A 15,171-nucleotide genomic window follows, 5' to 3' on the forward strand; every position below is an offset into this window, starting at 1 on the left:
CACCCACCCCGCAGGATGGATGGATCGCAGATTCCAGATCAATTGCCGCCGGGTAAAAGGCAAGGACGACTTACTTCTGATATCCCGCCTGACGGATGACGCGATTGGTGGCGGCATTGGCGGCTGAGAGGCCAGCGTCAACGGTGGTTGAGCCTGCCAGAACGGAGGCGATTGTCTGGCCAACCTGCGTGCCGATGCCCTGGAACGGGGTGATATCGACAAACTGCGCACCGACATAGGGGCGCGGCTGGGCCGTCTGGCCTGAGGGGTTCGAGCTTTCGATGGCCTTCAGCACGAAGGATGAGAACGGTGCGACCTTCTGGTATTCAGCAGACTGATAGGACGAGCTGCGCGTGCCGGGGGGGATATTCACCCAGCCATCCGTCTTGGCCACAAGCTGGATATATTCCTTGGAGGTCGCCCACTGGATGAACGTGCTGGCGGCCTCGGCGTGGGTGGACGATGCCGGAATGGCAAGGTTCCACGACCAGAGCCAGGTCGGGCCACCCTTGAAGCTGCCGGTGGGCAGGGAGGCAAAACCGACCTTGTCAGCCACAGAACTCTGTTTGGGGTCGAACACCGTGCCCGCTGCACTGGTGGCATCGACCCAGATGGCGCAATGCCCGGTGGCGAAGAGGGACAGGTTCTCATTGAACCCGTTTGCACTGGCACCCGGCGGGCCGAATTGCTTGAGAATGGAGCTGTAATAGGTGATGGCGTTATGCCAGGCTGGGGTATTGAGCGTCGGCTTCCAGCTCATATCGAACCACTGGCCGCCAAAGCTCGTGACCATGGTGGTGACCACCGTCATGTTTTCGCCCCAGCCCGGTTTGCCGCGCAGGCAGATGCCATAGGTATCGGTCGATTTGTCGGTCGTCTTGGCCGCGAAGTCGCGGATCTGGTCCCAGCTTGGCGTTTCGGGCATCGTGATCCCGGCCTTGGCGAAGAGATCCTTGCGATAAAGCGTCATGACGCTCTCGGCATAGAAGGGCAGGGCATAGACCTTGCCTTCGTAGCTCACGCTCTCACGCACAGGCGCGATGATGTCCGGCAGGTCATAGGCAGCAGACAGATTATCGAATTTGTAGAGCCAGCCCTGCTTCGCCCAGAGCGGAACCTCGTAATTGCCGATGGTGAGGATATCGAACTGACCGGCATGGGTGGCAATATCGGTCGTCACGCGCTGGCGCAGCACGTTTTCCTCAAGCGTGACCCAGTTGAGATGGATATCTGGATGCGCTTTCTCGAACACGCTCGACAGCTTGCGCATCTCGATCATCTGCACATTGTTGACAGTCGCGATCGTCAGGGTCGTATCGGCCTTGGCCTGGGCGCCAAGTCCCAGCCCGAGGGCGGCGCTGGCCAGAAGCAGGGATTTCTTCATGTGGGCTGTCCTTGGAAAAACTCTGGTGAGGTAAGGCGCCAGGGTGGGTTCGGGCTGGCGGCAGAGGGGTCTGCCATGCGGGACAGGCGGAGCCATGTTCCGCGAGGGAGCGGCTTAAATGTAACAGCCATTCCCTGTCGCCAGGCGCTCAGGGCACGGCGAACAGGGCAGGGTGATATCAGGGCCGTTGGCAGCGGGGTCGGTATGATGCCTGAGCATGGATCACGTAACTCTTGGCGTTCGGGTTCCTGCGTCCCATTCCTCGAGGAAACGCGTCGGCACACGCTGTCATCCTTTCGGTGAATTAACAAGAAGATGACAAGCCTGTAACATGAATGTGTTATGCGTGTCCGAGCCTTGTGGGGCGGGCAGGCATTGGCGGGACGCACCTTGCGGCGCGAACGGTAGAGGCTCTGTAACAATTCATACAATCTGTAGTGCTTTCGCCCTAGTTCTCCGCATTCTTCTTGCTAATACGGAGGTCAAGGACATCGTTCTTGGTGTCTTCACAAATATAGGAAGATGACGAGCATGATCTCGAAGAAAACTTTCTGCATGTTGGCACTCGCTGCCGCGCCTTCTCTTGCAGCTCTTGCCTATGCACATCCTCCGGTTCCCGGTCCTGTTGGTCCCGTTCCCCCGCCGCCGGGCCATATGGGCATGATGATGCCGCCGCTGATGGGCATGCTGCGCGGCGTTGATCTGACGAAGGAGCAGCGCGACAAGATCCATGCTCTCATGCATGCCCATCGTCAGGATCGTCGCGAGGCGATGCACCAGCGTCGTGATCTGGATACCCAGATTGGCGCCCTGCTTCTTGCCAAGGGGCCTGTCGACAAGGCGAAACTCGATGGGCTGATCAAGCAGAAGGAGGCTCTGAACGCCAAGGATGAGGAGGCGATGGCTGCCGATGCCGTGGCTATCCACGATGTTCTGACACCCGAGCAGCTCGACAAGGCCCGCGTCACGCAGGACAAGCTTGATGCGCTTGAAGGCCAGATCCGTGATCTGCTGCGTCCTCCCCATGTAAAGGGCGCCGCCGACAAGGATGACGACGACGCACCCTGATCCGGCAACGCCGCGAGGTGCTGCCGAGGGGGCGGGTAGCCGCCCCTGAAGGTCGGCTCCATGACGATCACTGCTGCTCAGCCTGTGTGGGTCGGGCGGTCTGATTGATGTGTGCTCGGGAAGAAGAGGGGCAGGTGGGGCAGATCGCTGTCCCGCCTGCCCCTTTTTCTGTCATCGTGATGCTGAAACGAGGGCAGGCGGGCGCAGGGCAGGTTTTGCCTTGACTTTGCCGCCCCACCGCTTTAGCTCCCTGTCCAGATTTGAAACGCCACCCCGCGAAGACTCGCGCAGTGGCGTCTTTCTGTTGCTTATAAGGGTTCAACGTGTTCGACACGCTTTCTGGCAAGCTTTCCGGTGTATTTGAGGGTCTGTCCAAGCGCGGCAGGCTGTCCGAGGCGGATGTTGCCGAAGCGATGCGTGAAGTGCGTCTGGCTATGCTGGATGCCGACGTGGCGCTCCCCGTCGTGCGTGACTTCGTCAACAAGGTGAAGGAAAAGGCCGTCGGGACGGAGGTGCTGGAAAGCATTTCTCCCGGTCAGGCCGTTGCCAAGATCGTCAATGATGCCCTGATCGAGGCGCTAGGCGGTGCGGGCAATGTGCCGCTGAACCTTGCTGCTGCGGCTCCGGTGCCCGTCCTGATGGTCGGTCTTCAGGGCTCGGGCAAGACCACGACATCGGGCAAGATTGCCCTGCGCCTTCTGACCCGTGAGCGCAAGCGCGTCCTGCTGGCCTCGCTCGACGTGCAGCGTCCTGCCGCGCAGCTTCAGCTTCAGCAGCTGGCCGAGCGCGTCGGCGTGGGCTCGCTGCCCATCATCGCTGGCCAGCAGCCTGTCGAGATTGCGAAGCGCGCTCTCGAGACGGGGCGTCGCGAAGGCTATGACGTCGTCATTCTCGATACGGCAGGTCGTCTGTCGATCGACGAAGCCCTGATGCAGGAAGTGCGCGACGTACGCGACGCGACCAGTCCGGTCGAGACGCTGCTTGTGGTCGATGCCATGACGGGTCAGGACGCGGTGAACACCGCGCAGCGCTTCAACGAGGCGGTCGGCATCACCGGTGTCGTCATGACCCGTATGGACGGCGATGCACGCGGTGGTGCGGCGCTGTCAATGCGTGCCATCACCGGCGCGCCCATCAAGCTGGTGGGTCTAGGCGAGAAGCTCGAGGCGCTGGACGATTTCTATCCCGAGCGTGTGGCCGGACGTATTCTCGGCCTTGGCGATATCGCCGGGCTGGTCGAGAAAGCCAGCGAGACGCTCGACCATGAAGAGAGCGAACGCGTCGCCAAGAAGATGATGGCGGGCAAGTTCGACCTCGACGATTATGCCTCGCAGCTGCGTCAGATCGGCAAGATGGGCTCCATCTCCGGTATCATCGGCATGCTGCCCGGCATGGGCAAGCTGAAAGACAAGCTTGGCGATCAGGATCTCGATACCTCGATCTTCCGGCGCCATCAGGCCATTATTTCCTCGATGACCAAGGACGAGCGCAAGACGCCCTCGATCATCAAGGCCTCCCGCAAGAAGCGTATTGCTGCCGGTTCCGGCACGACGGTTCAGGAGGTCAACAAGTTGCTCAAGCAGTTTGACGACATGTCCACCATCATGAAGCGCATCAGCAAGATGGGCCTCGGTGGCATGAAGCAGATGCTTTCCGGTCTCATGTCGGGCGGTGCTCCCGGCGGGCGGCCCGGCGGTGGCTTTGGCGGCCCGCGTCGCTAACCCCAACCGGCATGATTTTCACATAGTTTTCGATACCCTGGAGTAAAAATATGAGCGTTAAGATCCGCCTTTCGCGCGCTGGTGCCAAGAAGCGTCCGTACTACCACATCGTGATTGCTGACAGCCGTAGCCCCCGCGATGGCCGCTTCATCGAGAAGGTTGGCGCCTACAACCCGATGCTGCCTTCCGACCATGCTGACCGCATCCGTCTGAACGACGAGCGCATCAAGCACTGGCTGTCAAACGGCGCACAGGCGACCGATCGCGTTGCCCGCTTCCTTGGCAATGCCGGCCTGATCGAGAAGCCCGTTTACAACGAGCAGCCCAAGCAGTCCGCGCCGAAGAAGCGCGCCCAGGAGCGTGCAGCCGCCAAGGCCGCAGCCTGAGCCATAGACCAGGGATAGGCTTCAGTAATCCATGACGACCGTCAGCGCCCCTTCGGATGTATCGAAAGATATTCTGGTCGCGACCGTGGGCAGGCCCCATGGCGTGAAGGGGCTCGTGCATCTTTTCGCGGCAACGGATGACCCGGCTTCGGTCGAGGATATCGGGGCATTGCACGACGAGAAGGGGCGCGTATGGCGGGCGGAATGGCAGGGTCATGGCATTGCGCGTCTGTTCGACGCGTCGGGTCGCCCCGTTACTGACCGCGATGAAGCGTCGCGTCTCGTGAACCTCAAGCTCTATGTCGGCCGGGACTGCCTGCCCGATACGGATGAGGACGAGTTCTATCATGCCGATCTGATCGGGCTGCGCGCCGAAACCCGCGAGGGCACGGTGCTGGGCACGGTTGCGGTCATTCATGATTACGGCGCGGGTGTCAGCCTCGAAATCACGGCCACAGGGCAGGATGGCAAGGGTCAGGACCTGATCGTGCCTTTCACCCATGCCTGTGTGCCCGAAATCCTGTTCGATCAGGGCCGGATCATTGTCGAGCCGCCGCATGAGGTGGAAGTCGAGGGTGATCTGTCGGGCGAGGCCGATGTGGCGGTGCGTTCATGACCTGGCGCGCTGACATTCTCACCCTTTTCCCGGATATGTTTCCGGGGCCGCTGGGGTTCTCCCTGGCGGGGCGGGCGCTTGAAGAAGGCGTCTGGTCTTTGGGTGTGCATGATCTGCGTGACTTCGGGCGGGGGCGTCATCGTGCCGTGGATGACACGCCATTCGGCGGTGGCGCGGGCATGGTGCTTCGGGCCGATGTGGTTGCCGAAGCGCTGGACTCGATCGAGGCCGATGGCCGACCGGTCATCTACCCGACGCCGCGTGGCGCACGCCTGACACAGGCGCAGTCGCGCGAGTTCGCGTCGGGTGACGGGGTTGTGGTGCTGTGCGGGCGCTTCGAGGGCGTTGACGAGCGTGTTCTGGAGCGACGCAATGTCGTGCAGATTTCGCTTGGCGATTTCGTGCTGTCGGGCGGGGAAATCCCTGCCTATGCACTGCTCGATTCCTGCGTGCGCCTTCTGCCTGGTGTGATGGGGTCCGAGTTGAGCGATGCCGAAGAAAGCTTCGGTGACGGTCTGCTTGAATACCCGCATTACACCAAGCCAGCCTCATGGGATGGCATGGATGTGCCGGACATCCTGCTTTCAGGACATCATGCTGCGATTGCGGCCTGGCGTCACGAGCAGGCCTGCCTTGTGACACAGGCCAGACGCCCCGACCTCTGGGCGGCCTATGCTGAAGCCAAGACCAACAGATAAATTTTCGTTTTCTCGGAGAAGTACCATGAACATTGTCCAGCAGTATGAGGCGCGCGAAATCGAGCGTCTGACCGCCGCCCGTCCGGTTCCCGAATTCCAGGCCGGTGACACCGTGCGCGTTGGCGTGCGCGTCGTAGAAGGTACGCGTGAGCGCGTACAGGCCTATGAAGGCGTTGTGATTGCCCGTTCCAACAAGGGCCTGAACAGCAACTTCACGGTTCGCAAGATTTCGAACGGTGAGGGCGTTGAGCGTATCTTCCCGCTCTACTCCCCTTCCATCGCCGAGATCGCTGTTGTCCGTCGCGGCAAGGTGCGTCGTGCAAAGCTGTATTATCTGCGTGAGCGTAGCGGCAAGTCGGCTCGTATTGCCGAGCGTCCCCGTGACGTTGCCAAGACGGCTTCCTAAATCAGGATAGTCGAAACCGGTTCATGACAAAGGAGAGTACGGTGGCGCGAACATTGTTCGATAAAATCTGGGATGACCATGTGGTCGAACGCCTCCCGGACGGCACCTGCATCCTATACATAGACCGGCACCTTCTCCATGAGGTGACAAGCCCGCAGGCTTTCGAAGGCCTGCGGATGTCTGGGCGGCGCCTGCGCCGTCCGGATGCGACGGTGGCCGTGGTTGATCACAATGTGCCGACCTCCGACCGCTCGCTGCCGATCGAGGAGCCGGAATCCCGGCTCCAGATCGAAACGCTCGAAAAGAACGTGGCCGAATTCGGCGTTCCCTATTTCAAGCTGCGCTCGAAAGACCAGGGGATCGTGCATGTGGTGGGGCCCGAACAGGGCATCTCCCTGCCTGGCATGACCATCGTCTGCGGTGACAGCCATACCTCGACCCATGGTGCGATGGGGGCTCTGGCCTTCGGTATCGGCACCTCCGAGGTCGAGCACGTCATGGCCACGCAGACATTGCTGCAGAAGCCGGCCAAGAACATGCGCATCACGGTGGCAGGCCAGGTTGGCCCCGGCGTGACGGCCAAGGACATCATGCTGGCGATCATCGGCAAGATCGGGACCGCTGGCGGAACGGGTCATGTGATGGAGTTCGCAGGCGACGCCATCCGTGCGCTCGACATGGCCGGGCGCATGACGCTGTGCAACATGTCGATCGAAGCAGGTGCCCGCGCCGGGTTAATTGCGCCGGACGAGACGACCTTTGCCTATGTCGAAGGCCGCCGCTTTGCCCCCAAAGGCGAAGATTTCGAGAAGGCCTGCGCCTATTGGCGTACGCTGGCCACCGATGAGGGCGCCATGTTCGACACTGAGGTGACGCTCGATGCCGCCTCCATCCAGCCCAATCTGACCTGGGGCACCAGCCCCGAGGACGTGATTGCCATTGATGGTGTCGTGCCCGATCCGGCAAGCTGCAACGATCCGGCCCGTGCGCGTCAGGTACAGCGTATGCTCGATTATATGGGTCTCGAAGCCGGTCAGAAGATCGCCGGGACCAAGATCGACGTAGCGTTCATCGGCTCCTGCACCAATAGCCGCATCGAGGATCTGCGCTCAGCAGCCGCCATTGCCAAGGGCCGCCATGTGGCACCGGGCGTACGCGCCATGGTCGTGCCGGGTTCGGGCCACGTAAAGGCCGCTGCCGAGGCCGAGGGGCTGGACCAGATTTTCCGCGACGCCGGATTTGAATGGCGCGAGGCCGGGTGCTCGATGTGTCTGGGCATGAACCCGGACAAGCTGACCGCTGGCCAGCGTTGTGCCTCGACCTCGAACCGTAATTTCGAAGGGCGTCAGGGGCCGGGTGGCCGGACGCATCTCTGCTCGCCTGCGATGGCGGCGGCTGCGGCGGTCACAGGCTGCTTTGTCGATGTGCGGGAGATGGCATGATGGACAAGTTCACCACACTCACCGCCATTGCGGCTCCGATGCCGGTCGAGAACATCGACACGGACCAGATTATCCCGGCACGTTTTCTCAAGACCATCCAGCGCAGCGGCCTTGGCAAGAACGCCTTTGCCGCGCAGCGCTATAACGAGGATGGATCGGAAAAGCCGGAATTCGTGCTGAATCGCGAGCCCTACCGCCAGGCCGAGATTCTGGTCACGCTGGACAATTTCGGCTGCGGGTCCTCGCGTGAACATGCACCTTGGGCGCTGCTGGATTTCGGTATCCGCTGCGTGATTGCGCCGAGCTTTGCAGATATCTTCTTCAATAACTGCTTCAAGAACGGCATCCTGCCGATCCGTCTGCCGCGCGAAATCTGTGAGAGCCTCATGGAAGATGCGCAGATGGGGGCTAATGCCCGCATCACTGTCGATCTGGAGAAGCAGATCGTACAGCGCCCCGATGGCAGCACCATTGCGTTTGAGGTTGATGCGTTTCGCAAGCACATGCTGATCGAGGGGCTCGATGATATCGGGCAGACCCTGCAGCACGACAGCGCCATCGCGTCCTTCGAGCAGAAGCGTCAGAGAGACGAATCCTGGCGCCCCACCATTGTGATGGAGACGGTTTCGTGAGCCAGGCCCATAAGCTACTCGTTCTTCCCGGTGACGGGATTGGCCCCGAGGTCATGCGCGAAGTCGTCAAGATTGCGCGCTGGCTGGACGAGGCCAAGGGCCTCAAGCTGGAAATGACGGAAGAACTCGTCGGGGGGGCTTCGCTGGCTGTTCACGGCGTGCCATTGCGCCCCGAAGTCGTAGCGCTGGCCAAGGAAGCCGATGCCGTGCTGTTTGGCTCGGTAGGCGATCCGAAATGGAGCGAGGTCTCGTTCGACAAGCGTCCCGAGGCAGCTATTCTGGGCCTGCGTCAGGAACTCGAGCTTTTCGCCAATCTGCGCCCGGCTCAGGTCTTTCCGCCTCTGGTCAATGCCTCCTCGCTGAAGCCGGAGCTCGTGGCCGGTCTCGACATCATGATCGTGCGCGAGACGGTGGGTGGCATCTATTTTGGCGAACCTCGTGGCATTGAAACGCTGGCCGATGGCTCACAGCGTGGAATCAATACCGAGGTCTATACGACCTCGGAAATCGAGCGCGTGGCCCGTGTTGCCTTCGAACTGGCCCGTCTGCGCGATAATCGCGTCTGCTCGGTCGAGAAGTGCAACGTGATGGAAAGTGGCCTGCTGTGGAAGCAGGTTGTGACCGCGCTGCACGCGCGTGAGTACAGCGATGTCACGCTCAGCCACATGCTGGCCGATAACTGCGCCATGCAGCTGGTTCGCAACCCGAAGCAGTTCGACGTGATCGTGACCGGCAATCTGTTCGGTGACCTTCTTTCCGATCTGGCCTCCATGCTGACCGGCTCGCTGGGCATGCTGCCCTCGGCCACGCTGGGCCCGGTGCAGGAGAGCGGCAAGCGCCATGCGCTGTACGAGCCCATTCATGGTTCGGCACCGGATATTGCAGGGCAGGGTATTGCAAACCCGCTGGCGCAGATCCTCTCCTTCGCCATGCTGCTGCGTTATTCGCTTCAGCGTGAAGACGAGGCCAGCCTGATCGAAAAGGCGGTATCAAATGTGCTCGCCAGTGGCTTGCGCACGGCCGATATCATGTCCGATGGTATGAACCGCGTCGGCACCGAGGAAATGGGCGCCGCTGTTCTTCAGGAAATGCAGAAGCTGGCTTGAGAGCCAGCCGGAGGAAGATATGTCCCTGATCGCTGCCCGGCTCAACCGGATCTCCCCCAGCCAGACGATCGCCATCACGCAGAAAGCGCGGGCCCTGAAAGAAGCAGGGCGGGACATTATCAGCCTCTCTGCCGGTGAGCCAGATTTCGATACGCCGCAAAACGTCAAGCAGGCCGCCTGCGACGCCATCGCCCGTGGTGAGACGCGCTATACGGACGTTGCTGGAACGGCCCCGCTGCGCAAGGCGGTTGCTGCCTGGCTGAACCGTGATTTCGGCCTCGATTACAAGGCCGAGGAGATTGTCGTCTCCACGGGCGGCAAGCAGGTCATCTATGACGTCTTCACGGCCACGCTCGATGCTGGGGACGAGGTAATCATCCCGGCACCGGCCTGGGTCTCCTATCCCGATATTGTGGCGCTGGCCGATGGCACGCCTGTCATCGTGCAGACGAAGCCCGAGAACGGCTTCCGGCTCGACGCCGAAGCTCTTCGCGCAGCGATCACGCCCAGGACCAAGTGGCTGGTGCTCAACTCGCCCTGCAACCCGACCGGCGCGGTCTACTCTGAAGCCGATCTGCGTGCGCTGTGCGACGTGCTGCTCGATCACCCGCGCATTTGGGTGCTGACCGACGATATTTATGCCAAGCTGGTCTATGACGGCCACGTGAGCAAGACACTGGTGCAGGTCGAGCCGAAGCTGCGCGAGCGCGTGGTGACCATGAATGGTGTGTCCAAGGCCTATGCCATGACGGGCTGGCGCATCGGTTTCTCGGCTGCGCCCGTCGAACTGACCAAGGCGCTCATCAAGCTTCAGGGACAGAGCACGAGCAATCCTTGCTCTATCGCTCAGGCCGCAGCGCTTGAGGCCGTGACAGGGCCGCAGGATTTCATTGGTGAGATGGTATCTGTCTATCAGGGCCGACGTGATCTGGTTCTGTCCATGCTGGCTCAGGCACCGGGTCTGACCTGCACAAGACCAGAGGGCGCATTCTATGTGTTCCCCTCCATCGCGGGGCTGATCGGCAAGAAGACAACGTCCGGCAAGGTCATTGAGAATGACGAGGTCTTTGTCACTGAACTGCTTGAGGAGACGGGTGTCGCCGCTGTTCATGGCAGCGCCTTCCTGACGCCTGGGTATTTCCGTATCTCTTACGCGACCGATACCGAGAGCCTGCGCGAGGCTTGCACCCGTATCCAGCGCTTCTGCGCCTCTCTGAGCTGAAGCAGTGAGTTTTCGTCTTGCGCAGCGCCTGCACGGCCTGCCGCAGCCTGCCACCATAGCCATGTCCGCCAAGGCGCGCGCCCTGCGTGCGGCGGGTGTAGATGTGATTTCTCTCGCATTGGGCGAGCCCGATTTTCCTTCACCGCCTGAGGCGGTGGAGGCGGCCTATCAGGCGGGGCTGCGTGGCGATACGAAATATCCGCCTGTTGGCGGGCAGGCCGCGCTCAAGGCAGCCGTTGCGAAGAAATTCCTCGACGAAAACGGGCTGAGCTACGCGCCGGGAGAAATCCTGATCGGCAATGGCGGCAAGCAGCTCATCTATAATGCGTTTGCCGCAACCATCGACCCGGGCGACGAGGTGATTGTCCCTGTGCCCTATTGGGTGAGTTATCCGATCATTGCGCAGATGATGGGTGGCGTTGCGGTGCCGATACCCTGCCTCGAGAGTGATCGGTTTCGACTGCGTGCCGAGGCTTTGCGCACTGCGATCACACCGCGCACACGCTGGCTGGTTCTCAATTTCCCGAACAATCCCAGCGGGGCCATTCTCGAACGCGATGATCTGGAGGCGATCGCCGCCGTGCTGCGTGACGCACCGCATGTTCTGGTCATGGCTGATGAGATCTATGAGCATCTGACTTTCGACGGACGCCGTCATGTGTCTCTCGCTTCTGTCGCGCCGGATCTGAAAGACCGTATCCTGACGATCAATGGCATGGCCAAGGCCTATGCCATGACCGGATGGCGCGTCGGGTTTTGTGGTGGGTCTCAGCCCTTGATCAAGGCCATGACGAGCATCCAGAGCAACGCGACGTCAGGCATCTGCACGCTGGCGCAGGCGGGGGCGGTGGCCGCACTGTCCACACCGGCAGCGCGACGCGATGCCATGCGCGATGTGTATCAGCAGCGGCGCGACATTGTTGTCACGGCCTTGCGCGCCATGAAGCATGTCTCCTGCGCCATGCCGGAGGGTGCTTTCTATGCGTTTCCGGGCATTGGTGCGGCGCTGGGCAAGACCACAGCCAAGGGGCGTGTTCTGACCGATGATGTCGCGTTTGCCGAGGCGCTTCTGGAAGAGGCGCATGTGAGTGTGGTGCCGGGCAGTGCCTTCGGTCAGCCCGGTCACATCCGTCTCTCCGTCGCCGCCTCGGATGATATGCTGCGCGAAGCCTGTCAGCGCCTTTCGCATTTTCTAGATGCGCTGGGCTGACCATTTTTATGGGGGCAGTATCGCCCTGGGGGTTGTCAAACCGGGTGCGGGTCAGACCCGCTCCGGCTAATAGGGCGCCGTCTGGACGTGAGCTCCGGGGGATGCGACCATGAGGCATGATCACACCCTTTCCAGAATTCAATACGCTTGATTTTCCCACCCCGAGCCGTGAGAGCCTCGATCAGGCTTACGCGGTTATTGGCGAGACACTCGAGTCCGGTGATATCGCATCGGCCATCACCCTGTTCGATACACAGCGCCGCGCCTATGAATCCTGGTCCGCGCTGGTCGAACTGCGTTTCGCTCAGGATACGCGTAATGCCGATTATGTGGCGGCTCGCGACTATGCCGATACGCTGACGCCTTACGCGACCGGGCTTGAGACCGATATCAAGAAGCGCCTCCTCGCGTCGCGAGAAGAGACCGCGAAGCATCTCTCCGCCCATGTGCTTTCCTTGTGGGAGGCCGATATCACCACCTTCGATGAGCGTATCGAGAGTATGCTGGCCGAAGAGGCCCGTCTTTGTGCAGAGTACACGGCGCTTCTCGCGGCGGCCGAGATTCCGTTTCGTGGCGAGACGCACAACCTCTCCGGCATCGAGCCATTCCAGCAGGAGTCGGATCGCGCCACGCGTCATGAGGCTGAAGCGGTGCGCTGGGGCTTTTACGAAGCAAATGGTGAGACGCTGGACCGGATCTTCGACGATCTGGTGCGCGTACGTGTCGCCATGGCCCAGACGCTCGGTTTCGACTCCTATGTCGAGCTAGGTTACCGCCGCATGCGGCGTACGGATTATACGGCGGCAGATGTGGCCCGTTTCCGTGAGCGTATTGCCACCCATGTAACACCGCTGGTTCAGGCCCTGCTGCAGCGTCGTCAGCTTGAAATGGGGTGGGATAGTCTGAGGGCCTGGGATGAGGCGCTAGTCGATCCAAGGGGAAATCCGGCCCCGGCCGGCGATTATGATCTGATGATCACCCGTGCCCGCGAGATGTTCTCGCGCCTCGATGAGAGCGGTGAAATGGCCGCTTTCTTCGCTGAAATGGTCGAGCGCCATTATGTCGATCTCAAAAACCGTGGCGGGAAAGCCGGGGGTGGCTTCTGTACGTCGTTTTCCACGCAGGGTACGCCATTCATCTTTGCCAATTTTAACGGAACACATGGCGATATCGGCGTGTTCACCCATGAGATGGGGCACGCCTATCAGAACTGGAAAAGTCGCTCACAACCGGCAATTGACATGCTCTGGCCCACCATGGAGGCAGCCGAGATCCATTCGATGGGGTTGGAGTTCCTGACCTGGCCAGAGATCGACTTGTTGGTGGAAGATGGGGCAGGCGAACGTTATCGCCGACTGCATCTGATCGAAAGCCTGTGCTTCCTGCCTTATGGCGCCTGTGTCGATCATTTCCAGCACGAGATTTACGCCCACCCGGATATGACGCCGCAGGAACGTCACGCAACATGGCGGCGTCTGGAACAGCAGTATATGCCCTGGCGGGACTGGGGCGATCTGACCTATCCGGCCAAGGGTGGCCGCTGGCAGGCCCAGCGCCACATTTATAATTCGCCGTTCTATTATATCGATTACACGCTCGCGCTATGCGTCGCGTTGCAGATCTGGCTGATTGCCCAGGTCGATGCACCACGTGCGCTCGATCTTTATCGCGGCCTCTGCGAGGTCGGCGGGAGCGAGGCTTTCTGTACCATCGTGCGTCAGGCCGGGCTGACTGTGCCGTTCGAGGACGATGCCTTGGCCGAGATTGTGCATGAGGCCGAGCAGATGCTCATGATGTGACGATGGTAGGATGATCCGGCGCGGCCGGATCAGGTATCGCGCCGACCCAGCCCCCCAGCATCCGTGGTTCGGGGCAGGTCGGCGCGATCGGGCGCGTCAGCCGCGGCGATTCCATTTGTCCAGCAGGTCGAGCACGGCCTGTGTGGACATGGCACGGGCATTGCCCAGTGTGTTCGCCCCATCGGCATTGAGCAGTTTGCGCCCCGGCGTGACGATCAGGACTGTGGGTACTTCGTGAATGGTCACGCCGTATTGCTTGGCGATATCGAGATTCTTGTCGATGCGACCGACATTGACCGGCACGACAACGAATTGCGATTCGAGCCACTGTGCCACTTCGGGCTGCTCGAAGATGCCAGCAAGCATGCGGCAGTCAGGGCACCAGTTGCCGCCAAAATCGATCAGAACCTTGCGCTTGGTGCGGGCCGCAGTGGCGAAGGCTTCCTCAACCTGCTTTTTGGCCAGTGCGATATCCGGATAGACATCCTTCGCCGGGGTGATCTGCACATCCTTGTCGAGCACCGGCGGCGCGGGTGGCCCGTCCTCTGCATAAGCCACGTTGCTGGTGAGGGCAGGGGCCGCCACAGAAAGCGTCGAGAGACCGAGGGCAAGGGACGTCAAAACACCGAATTTGCGATGGAACACGAGGCGGGCCTTTCGGATGGCAGAGGCATTCGGGCAGGACAGCTGGACCAGAGGCCCGGAGATAAAATCGCCTGTCCGATGGCGGGGGGTTGAAAGTCTGACAGAGTATGAAATGTTCCCTGTCCCGTGGGAATACAAGAGAGCGAGGAACGCATCATGAAACAGCGTCAGCCAGTGGGCGACCCGGTCACAGAGGTCTCGATCACCACAACCCTGCTGCGCACCATCGGACTTGTCGGTCTGACGCTCGTCCTCGCCTGCCTGATCCGTTTCGTGCCCTTTCTCTCTCACGGCGTTCAGTTCATTGCAGGAACGCAAATCTGGCAGAAGCTCTATACATTGCTGGGTATCGATACGAGCCTTGGGCGTGAGCAGCTTATCCTGATCGGGATCATGATGGCCTGCTTCATTGTGGCTTTGGCTGTGCAGACCGGTCTGGTTTACGCGTGGTCGCGTTTCCGGCGCTGAGAGAGCCAGGCTGACACGGCGAGCAGCAGCCAGGAGAGCATCGTGAGCGTGCCGCCCCAGGGCGCAATGAAACCGAGGGCTGGGCCGTTCAGGGCCAGCATCACCACCGGGGCAACAAAAAGGACCATGCCGAGCGCCATGAGGTAGGCCGCCCAGCGCAGGTCATTCCAGCCGCTCAAGGCAATGCCCAAAAGCGCGATGGCGTGCCACATGAGCATCTCGACCCCTCGTGCCAGCATGGCTCTGCCGCCGGTGACGAAATGCGTATCCGGCAGATGGGCATCGAGCGCAGCCAGCATGACGCCGGCGCAGCCGGACAGCCCGGCCAGGGTCAGAATCAAACGTTGCCATCTCATCATGGGAAGCAC

At 61.0% G+C, this 15,171-nt stretch carries 16 protein-coding genes; 13 read left to right on the forward strand and 3 right to left on the reverse strand.

Annotated elements, in window-relative coordinates:
• Window positions 1-70 precede the first annotated feature (70 nt).
• The gene (locus P5689_RS12595) at window positions 71-1,384 is read right to left on the reverse strand and encodes a sugar ABC transporter substrate-binding protein (RefSeq protein WP_062164268.1); all 1,314 of its coding nucleotides are present in this window, start codon (window positions 1,382-1,384) and stop codon (window positions 71-73) included.
• A gap of 531 nt (window positions 1,385-1,915) precedes the next feature.
• Here P5689_RS12595 and P5689_RS12600 point away from each other — a divergent pair.
• The 12 genes from P5689_RS12600 (at window position 1,916) to P5689_RS12655 (ending at window position 13,690) form a co-directional block, all read left to right on the forward strand.
• Window positions 1,916-2,452, forward strand: a complete 537-nt coding sequence (locus tag P5689_RS12600; RefSeq protein WP_285533400.1) for a Spy/CpxP family protein refolding chaperone — start codon at window positions 1,916-1,918, stop codon at window positions 2,450-2,452.
• 323 nt (window positions 2,453-2,775) lie between these two features.
• Complete coding sequence (gene ffh, locus P5689_RS12605; RefSeq protein WP_122039280.1) at window positions 2,776-4,173, forward strand: signal recognition particle protein; 1,398 nt, start codon at window positions 2,776-2,778, stop codon at window positions 4,171-4,173.
• Window positions 4,174-4,223: 50 nt separating this feature from the next.
• The gene (rpsP, locus tag P5689_RS12610; RefSeq protein ID WP_023978627.1) at window positions 4,224-4,559 is read left to right on the forward strand and encodes a 30S ribosomal protein S16; all 336 of its coding nucleotides are present in this window, start codon (window positions 4,224-4,226) and stop codon (window positions 4,557-4,559) included.
• Between the two features lie 31 nt (window positions 4,560-4,590).
• Window positions 4,591-5,175, forward strand: a complete 585-nt coding sequence (gene rimM / locus P5689_RS12615; RefSeq protein ID WP_285533402.1) for a ribosome maturation factor RimM — start codon at window positions 4,591-4,593, stop codon at window positions 5,173-5,175.
• Window positions 5,172-5,873 carry a tRNA (guanosine(37)-N1)-methyltransferase TrmD gene (trmD, locus tag P5689_RS12620; protein ID WP_062164272.1) on the forward strand — a complete coding sequence of 234 codons (702 nt, stop codon included), beginning with the start codon at window positions 5,172-5,174 and terminating at the stop codon, window positions 5,871-5,873. Before rimM ends, trmD begins: the two co-directional genes overlap by 4 nt.
• A 25-nt stretch (window positions 5,874-5,898) precedes the next feature.
• Complete coding sequence (gene rplS, locus P5689_RS12625; protein ID WP_023978624.1) at window positions 5,899-6,279, forward strand: 50S ribosomal protein L19; 381 nt, start codon at window positions 5,899-5,901, stop codon at window positions 6,277-6,279.
• A 23-nt stretch (window positions 6,280-6,302) separates the two neighbouring features.
• Window positions 6,303-7,721: a 3-isopropylmalate dehydratase large subunit gene (leuC, locus tag P5689_RS12630; RefSeq protein WP_285533406.1), complete on the forward strand. Its 1,419-nt coding sequence runs from the start codon at window positions 6,303-6,305 to the stop codon at window positions 7,719-7,721.
• The gene (gene leuD, locus P5689_RS12635) at window positions 7,721-8,353 is read left to right on the forward strand and encodes a 3-isopropylmalate dehydratase small subunit (protein WP_285533893.1); all 633 of its coding nucleotides are present in this window, start codon (window positions 7,721-7,723) and stop codon (window positions 8,351-8,353) included. The genes leuC and leuD overlap by 1 nt, the downstream gene beginning before the upstream one ends.
• 53 nt (window positions 8,354-8,406) lie before the next feature.
• Window positions 8,407-9,459 carry a 3-isopropylmalate dehydrogenase gene (gene leuB, locus P5689_RS12640; RefSeq protein WP_408868578.1) on the forward strand — a complete coding sequence of 351 codons (1,053 nt, stop codon included), beginning with the start codon at window positions 8,407-8,409 and terminating at the stop codon, window positions 9,457-9,459.
• A 19-nt stretch (window positions 9,460-9,478) separates the two neighbouring features.
• The gene (locus P5689_RS12645) at window positions 9,479-10,681 is read left to right on the forward strand and encodes a pyridoxal phosphate-dependent aminotransferase (protein ID WP_285533408.1); all 1,203 of its coding nucleotides are present in this window, start codon (window positions 9,479-9,481) and stop codon (window positions 10,679-10,681) included.
• A gap of 4 nt (window positions 10,682-10,685) precedes the next feature.
• The gene (locus P5689_RS12650) at window positions 10,686-11,891 is read left to right on the forward strand and encodes a pyridoxal phosphate-dependent aminotransferase (RefSeq protein ID WP_285533409.1); all 1,206 of its coding nucleotides are present in this window, start codon (window positions 10,686-10,688) and stop codon (window positions 11,889-11,891) included.
• A gap of 116 nt (window positions 11,892-12,007) precedes the next feature.
• A complete protein-coding gene (locus P5689_RS12655; RefSeq protein WP_285533410.1) occupies window positions 12,008-13,690 on the forward strand; it encodes a M3 family oligoendopeptidase in 1,683 nt (560 codons plus the stop codon).
• Between the two features lie 96 nt (window positions 13,691-13,786).
• Here P5689_RS12655 and P5689_RS12660 read toward each other — a convergent pair whose 3' ends face one another.
• Window positions 13,787-14,335: a co-chaperone YbbN gene (locus tag P5689_RS12660; protein ID WP_023978617.1), complete on the reverse strand. Its 549-nt coding sequence runs from the start codon at window positions 14,333-14,335 to the stop codon at window positions 13,787-13,789.
• A gap of 156 nt (window positions 14,336-14,491) precedes the next feature.
• Between P5689_RS12660 and P5689_RS12665 the strand changes: the two genes are divergently transcribed.
• Window positions 14,492-14,803 carry a hypothetical protein gene (locus tag P5689_RS12665; RefSeq protein WP_285533412.1) on the forward strand — a complete coding sequence of 104 codons (312 nt, stop codon included), beginning with the start codon at window positions 14,492-14,494 and terminating at the stop codon, window positions 14,801-14,803.
• Here the strand turns inward: P5689_RS12665 and P5689_RS12670 are convergent.
• Window positions 14,776-15,162 (reverse strand): DUF423 domain-containing protein, encoded by a 387-nt coding sequence (locus P5689_RS12670; protein ID WP_285533413.1) that lies wholly within the window; start codon window positions 15,160-15,162, stop codon window positions 14,776-14,778. The genes P5689_RS12665 and P5689_RS12670 overlap by 28 nt on opposite strands.
• Window positions 15,163-15,171: the final 9 nt, after the last annotated feature.

Source organism: Asaia sp. HumB (assembly GCF_030263835.1).
In the GTDB taxonomy this organism is placed as follows: Bacteria; Pseudomonadota; Alphaproteobacteria; order Acetobacterales; family Acetobacteraceae; genus Asaia; species Asaia bogorensis.

Coding starts and splice junctions, on each gene's coding strand:
- P5689_RS12595 (WP_062164268.1), bottom strand. CDS start 1,384: ATGAAGAAATCCCTGCTTCTGGCCAGCGCCGCCCTCGGGCTGGGACTT.
- P5689_RS12600 (WP_285533400.1), top strand. CDS start 1,916: ATGATCTCGAAGAAAACTTTCTGCATGTTGGCACTCGCTGCCGCGCCT.
- rpsP (WP_023978627.1), top strand. CDS start 4,224: ATGAGCGTTAAGATCCGCCTTTCGCGCGCTGGTGCCAAGAAGCGTCCG.
- rimM (WP_285533402.1), top strand. CDS start 4,591: ATGACGACCGTCAGCGCCCCTTCGGATGTATCGAAAGATATTCTGGTC.
- trmD (WP_062164272.1), top strand. CDS start 5,172: ATGACCTGGCGCGCTGACATTCTCACCCTTTTCCCGGATATGTTTCCG.
- rplS (WP_023978624.1), top strand. CDS start 5,899: ATGAACATTGTCCAGCAGTATGAGGCGCGCGAAATCGAGCGTCTGACC.
- leuC (WP_285533406.1), top strand. CDS start 6,303: ATGACAAAGGAGAGTACGGTGGCGCGAACATTGTTCGATAAAATCTGG.
- leuD (WP_285533893.1), top strand. CDS start 7,721: ATGGACAAGTTCACCACACTCACCGCCATTGCGGCTCCGATGCCGGTC.
- leuB (WP_408868578.1), top strand. CDS start 8,407: ATGCGCGAAGTCGTCAAGATTGCGCGCTGGCTGGACGAGGCCAAGGGC.
- P5689_RS12645 (WP_285533408.1), top strand. CDS start 9,479: ATGTCCCTGATCGCTGCCCGGCTCAACCGGATCTCCCCCAGCCAGACG.
- P5689_RS12655 (WP_285533410.1), top strand. CDS start 12,008: ATGATCACACCCTTTCCAGAATTCAATACGCTTGATTTTCCCACCCCG.
- P5689_RS12665 (WP_285533412.1), top strand. CDS start 14,492: ATGAAACAGCGTCAGCCAGTGGGCGACCCGGTCACAGAGGTCTCGATC.
- P5689_RS12670 (WP_285533413.1), bottom strand. CDS start 15,162: ATGATGAGATGGCAACGTTTGATTCTGACCCTGGCCGGGCTGTCCGGC.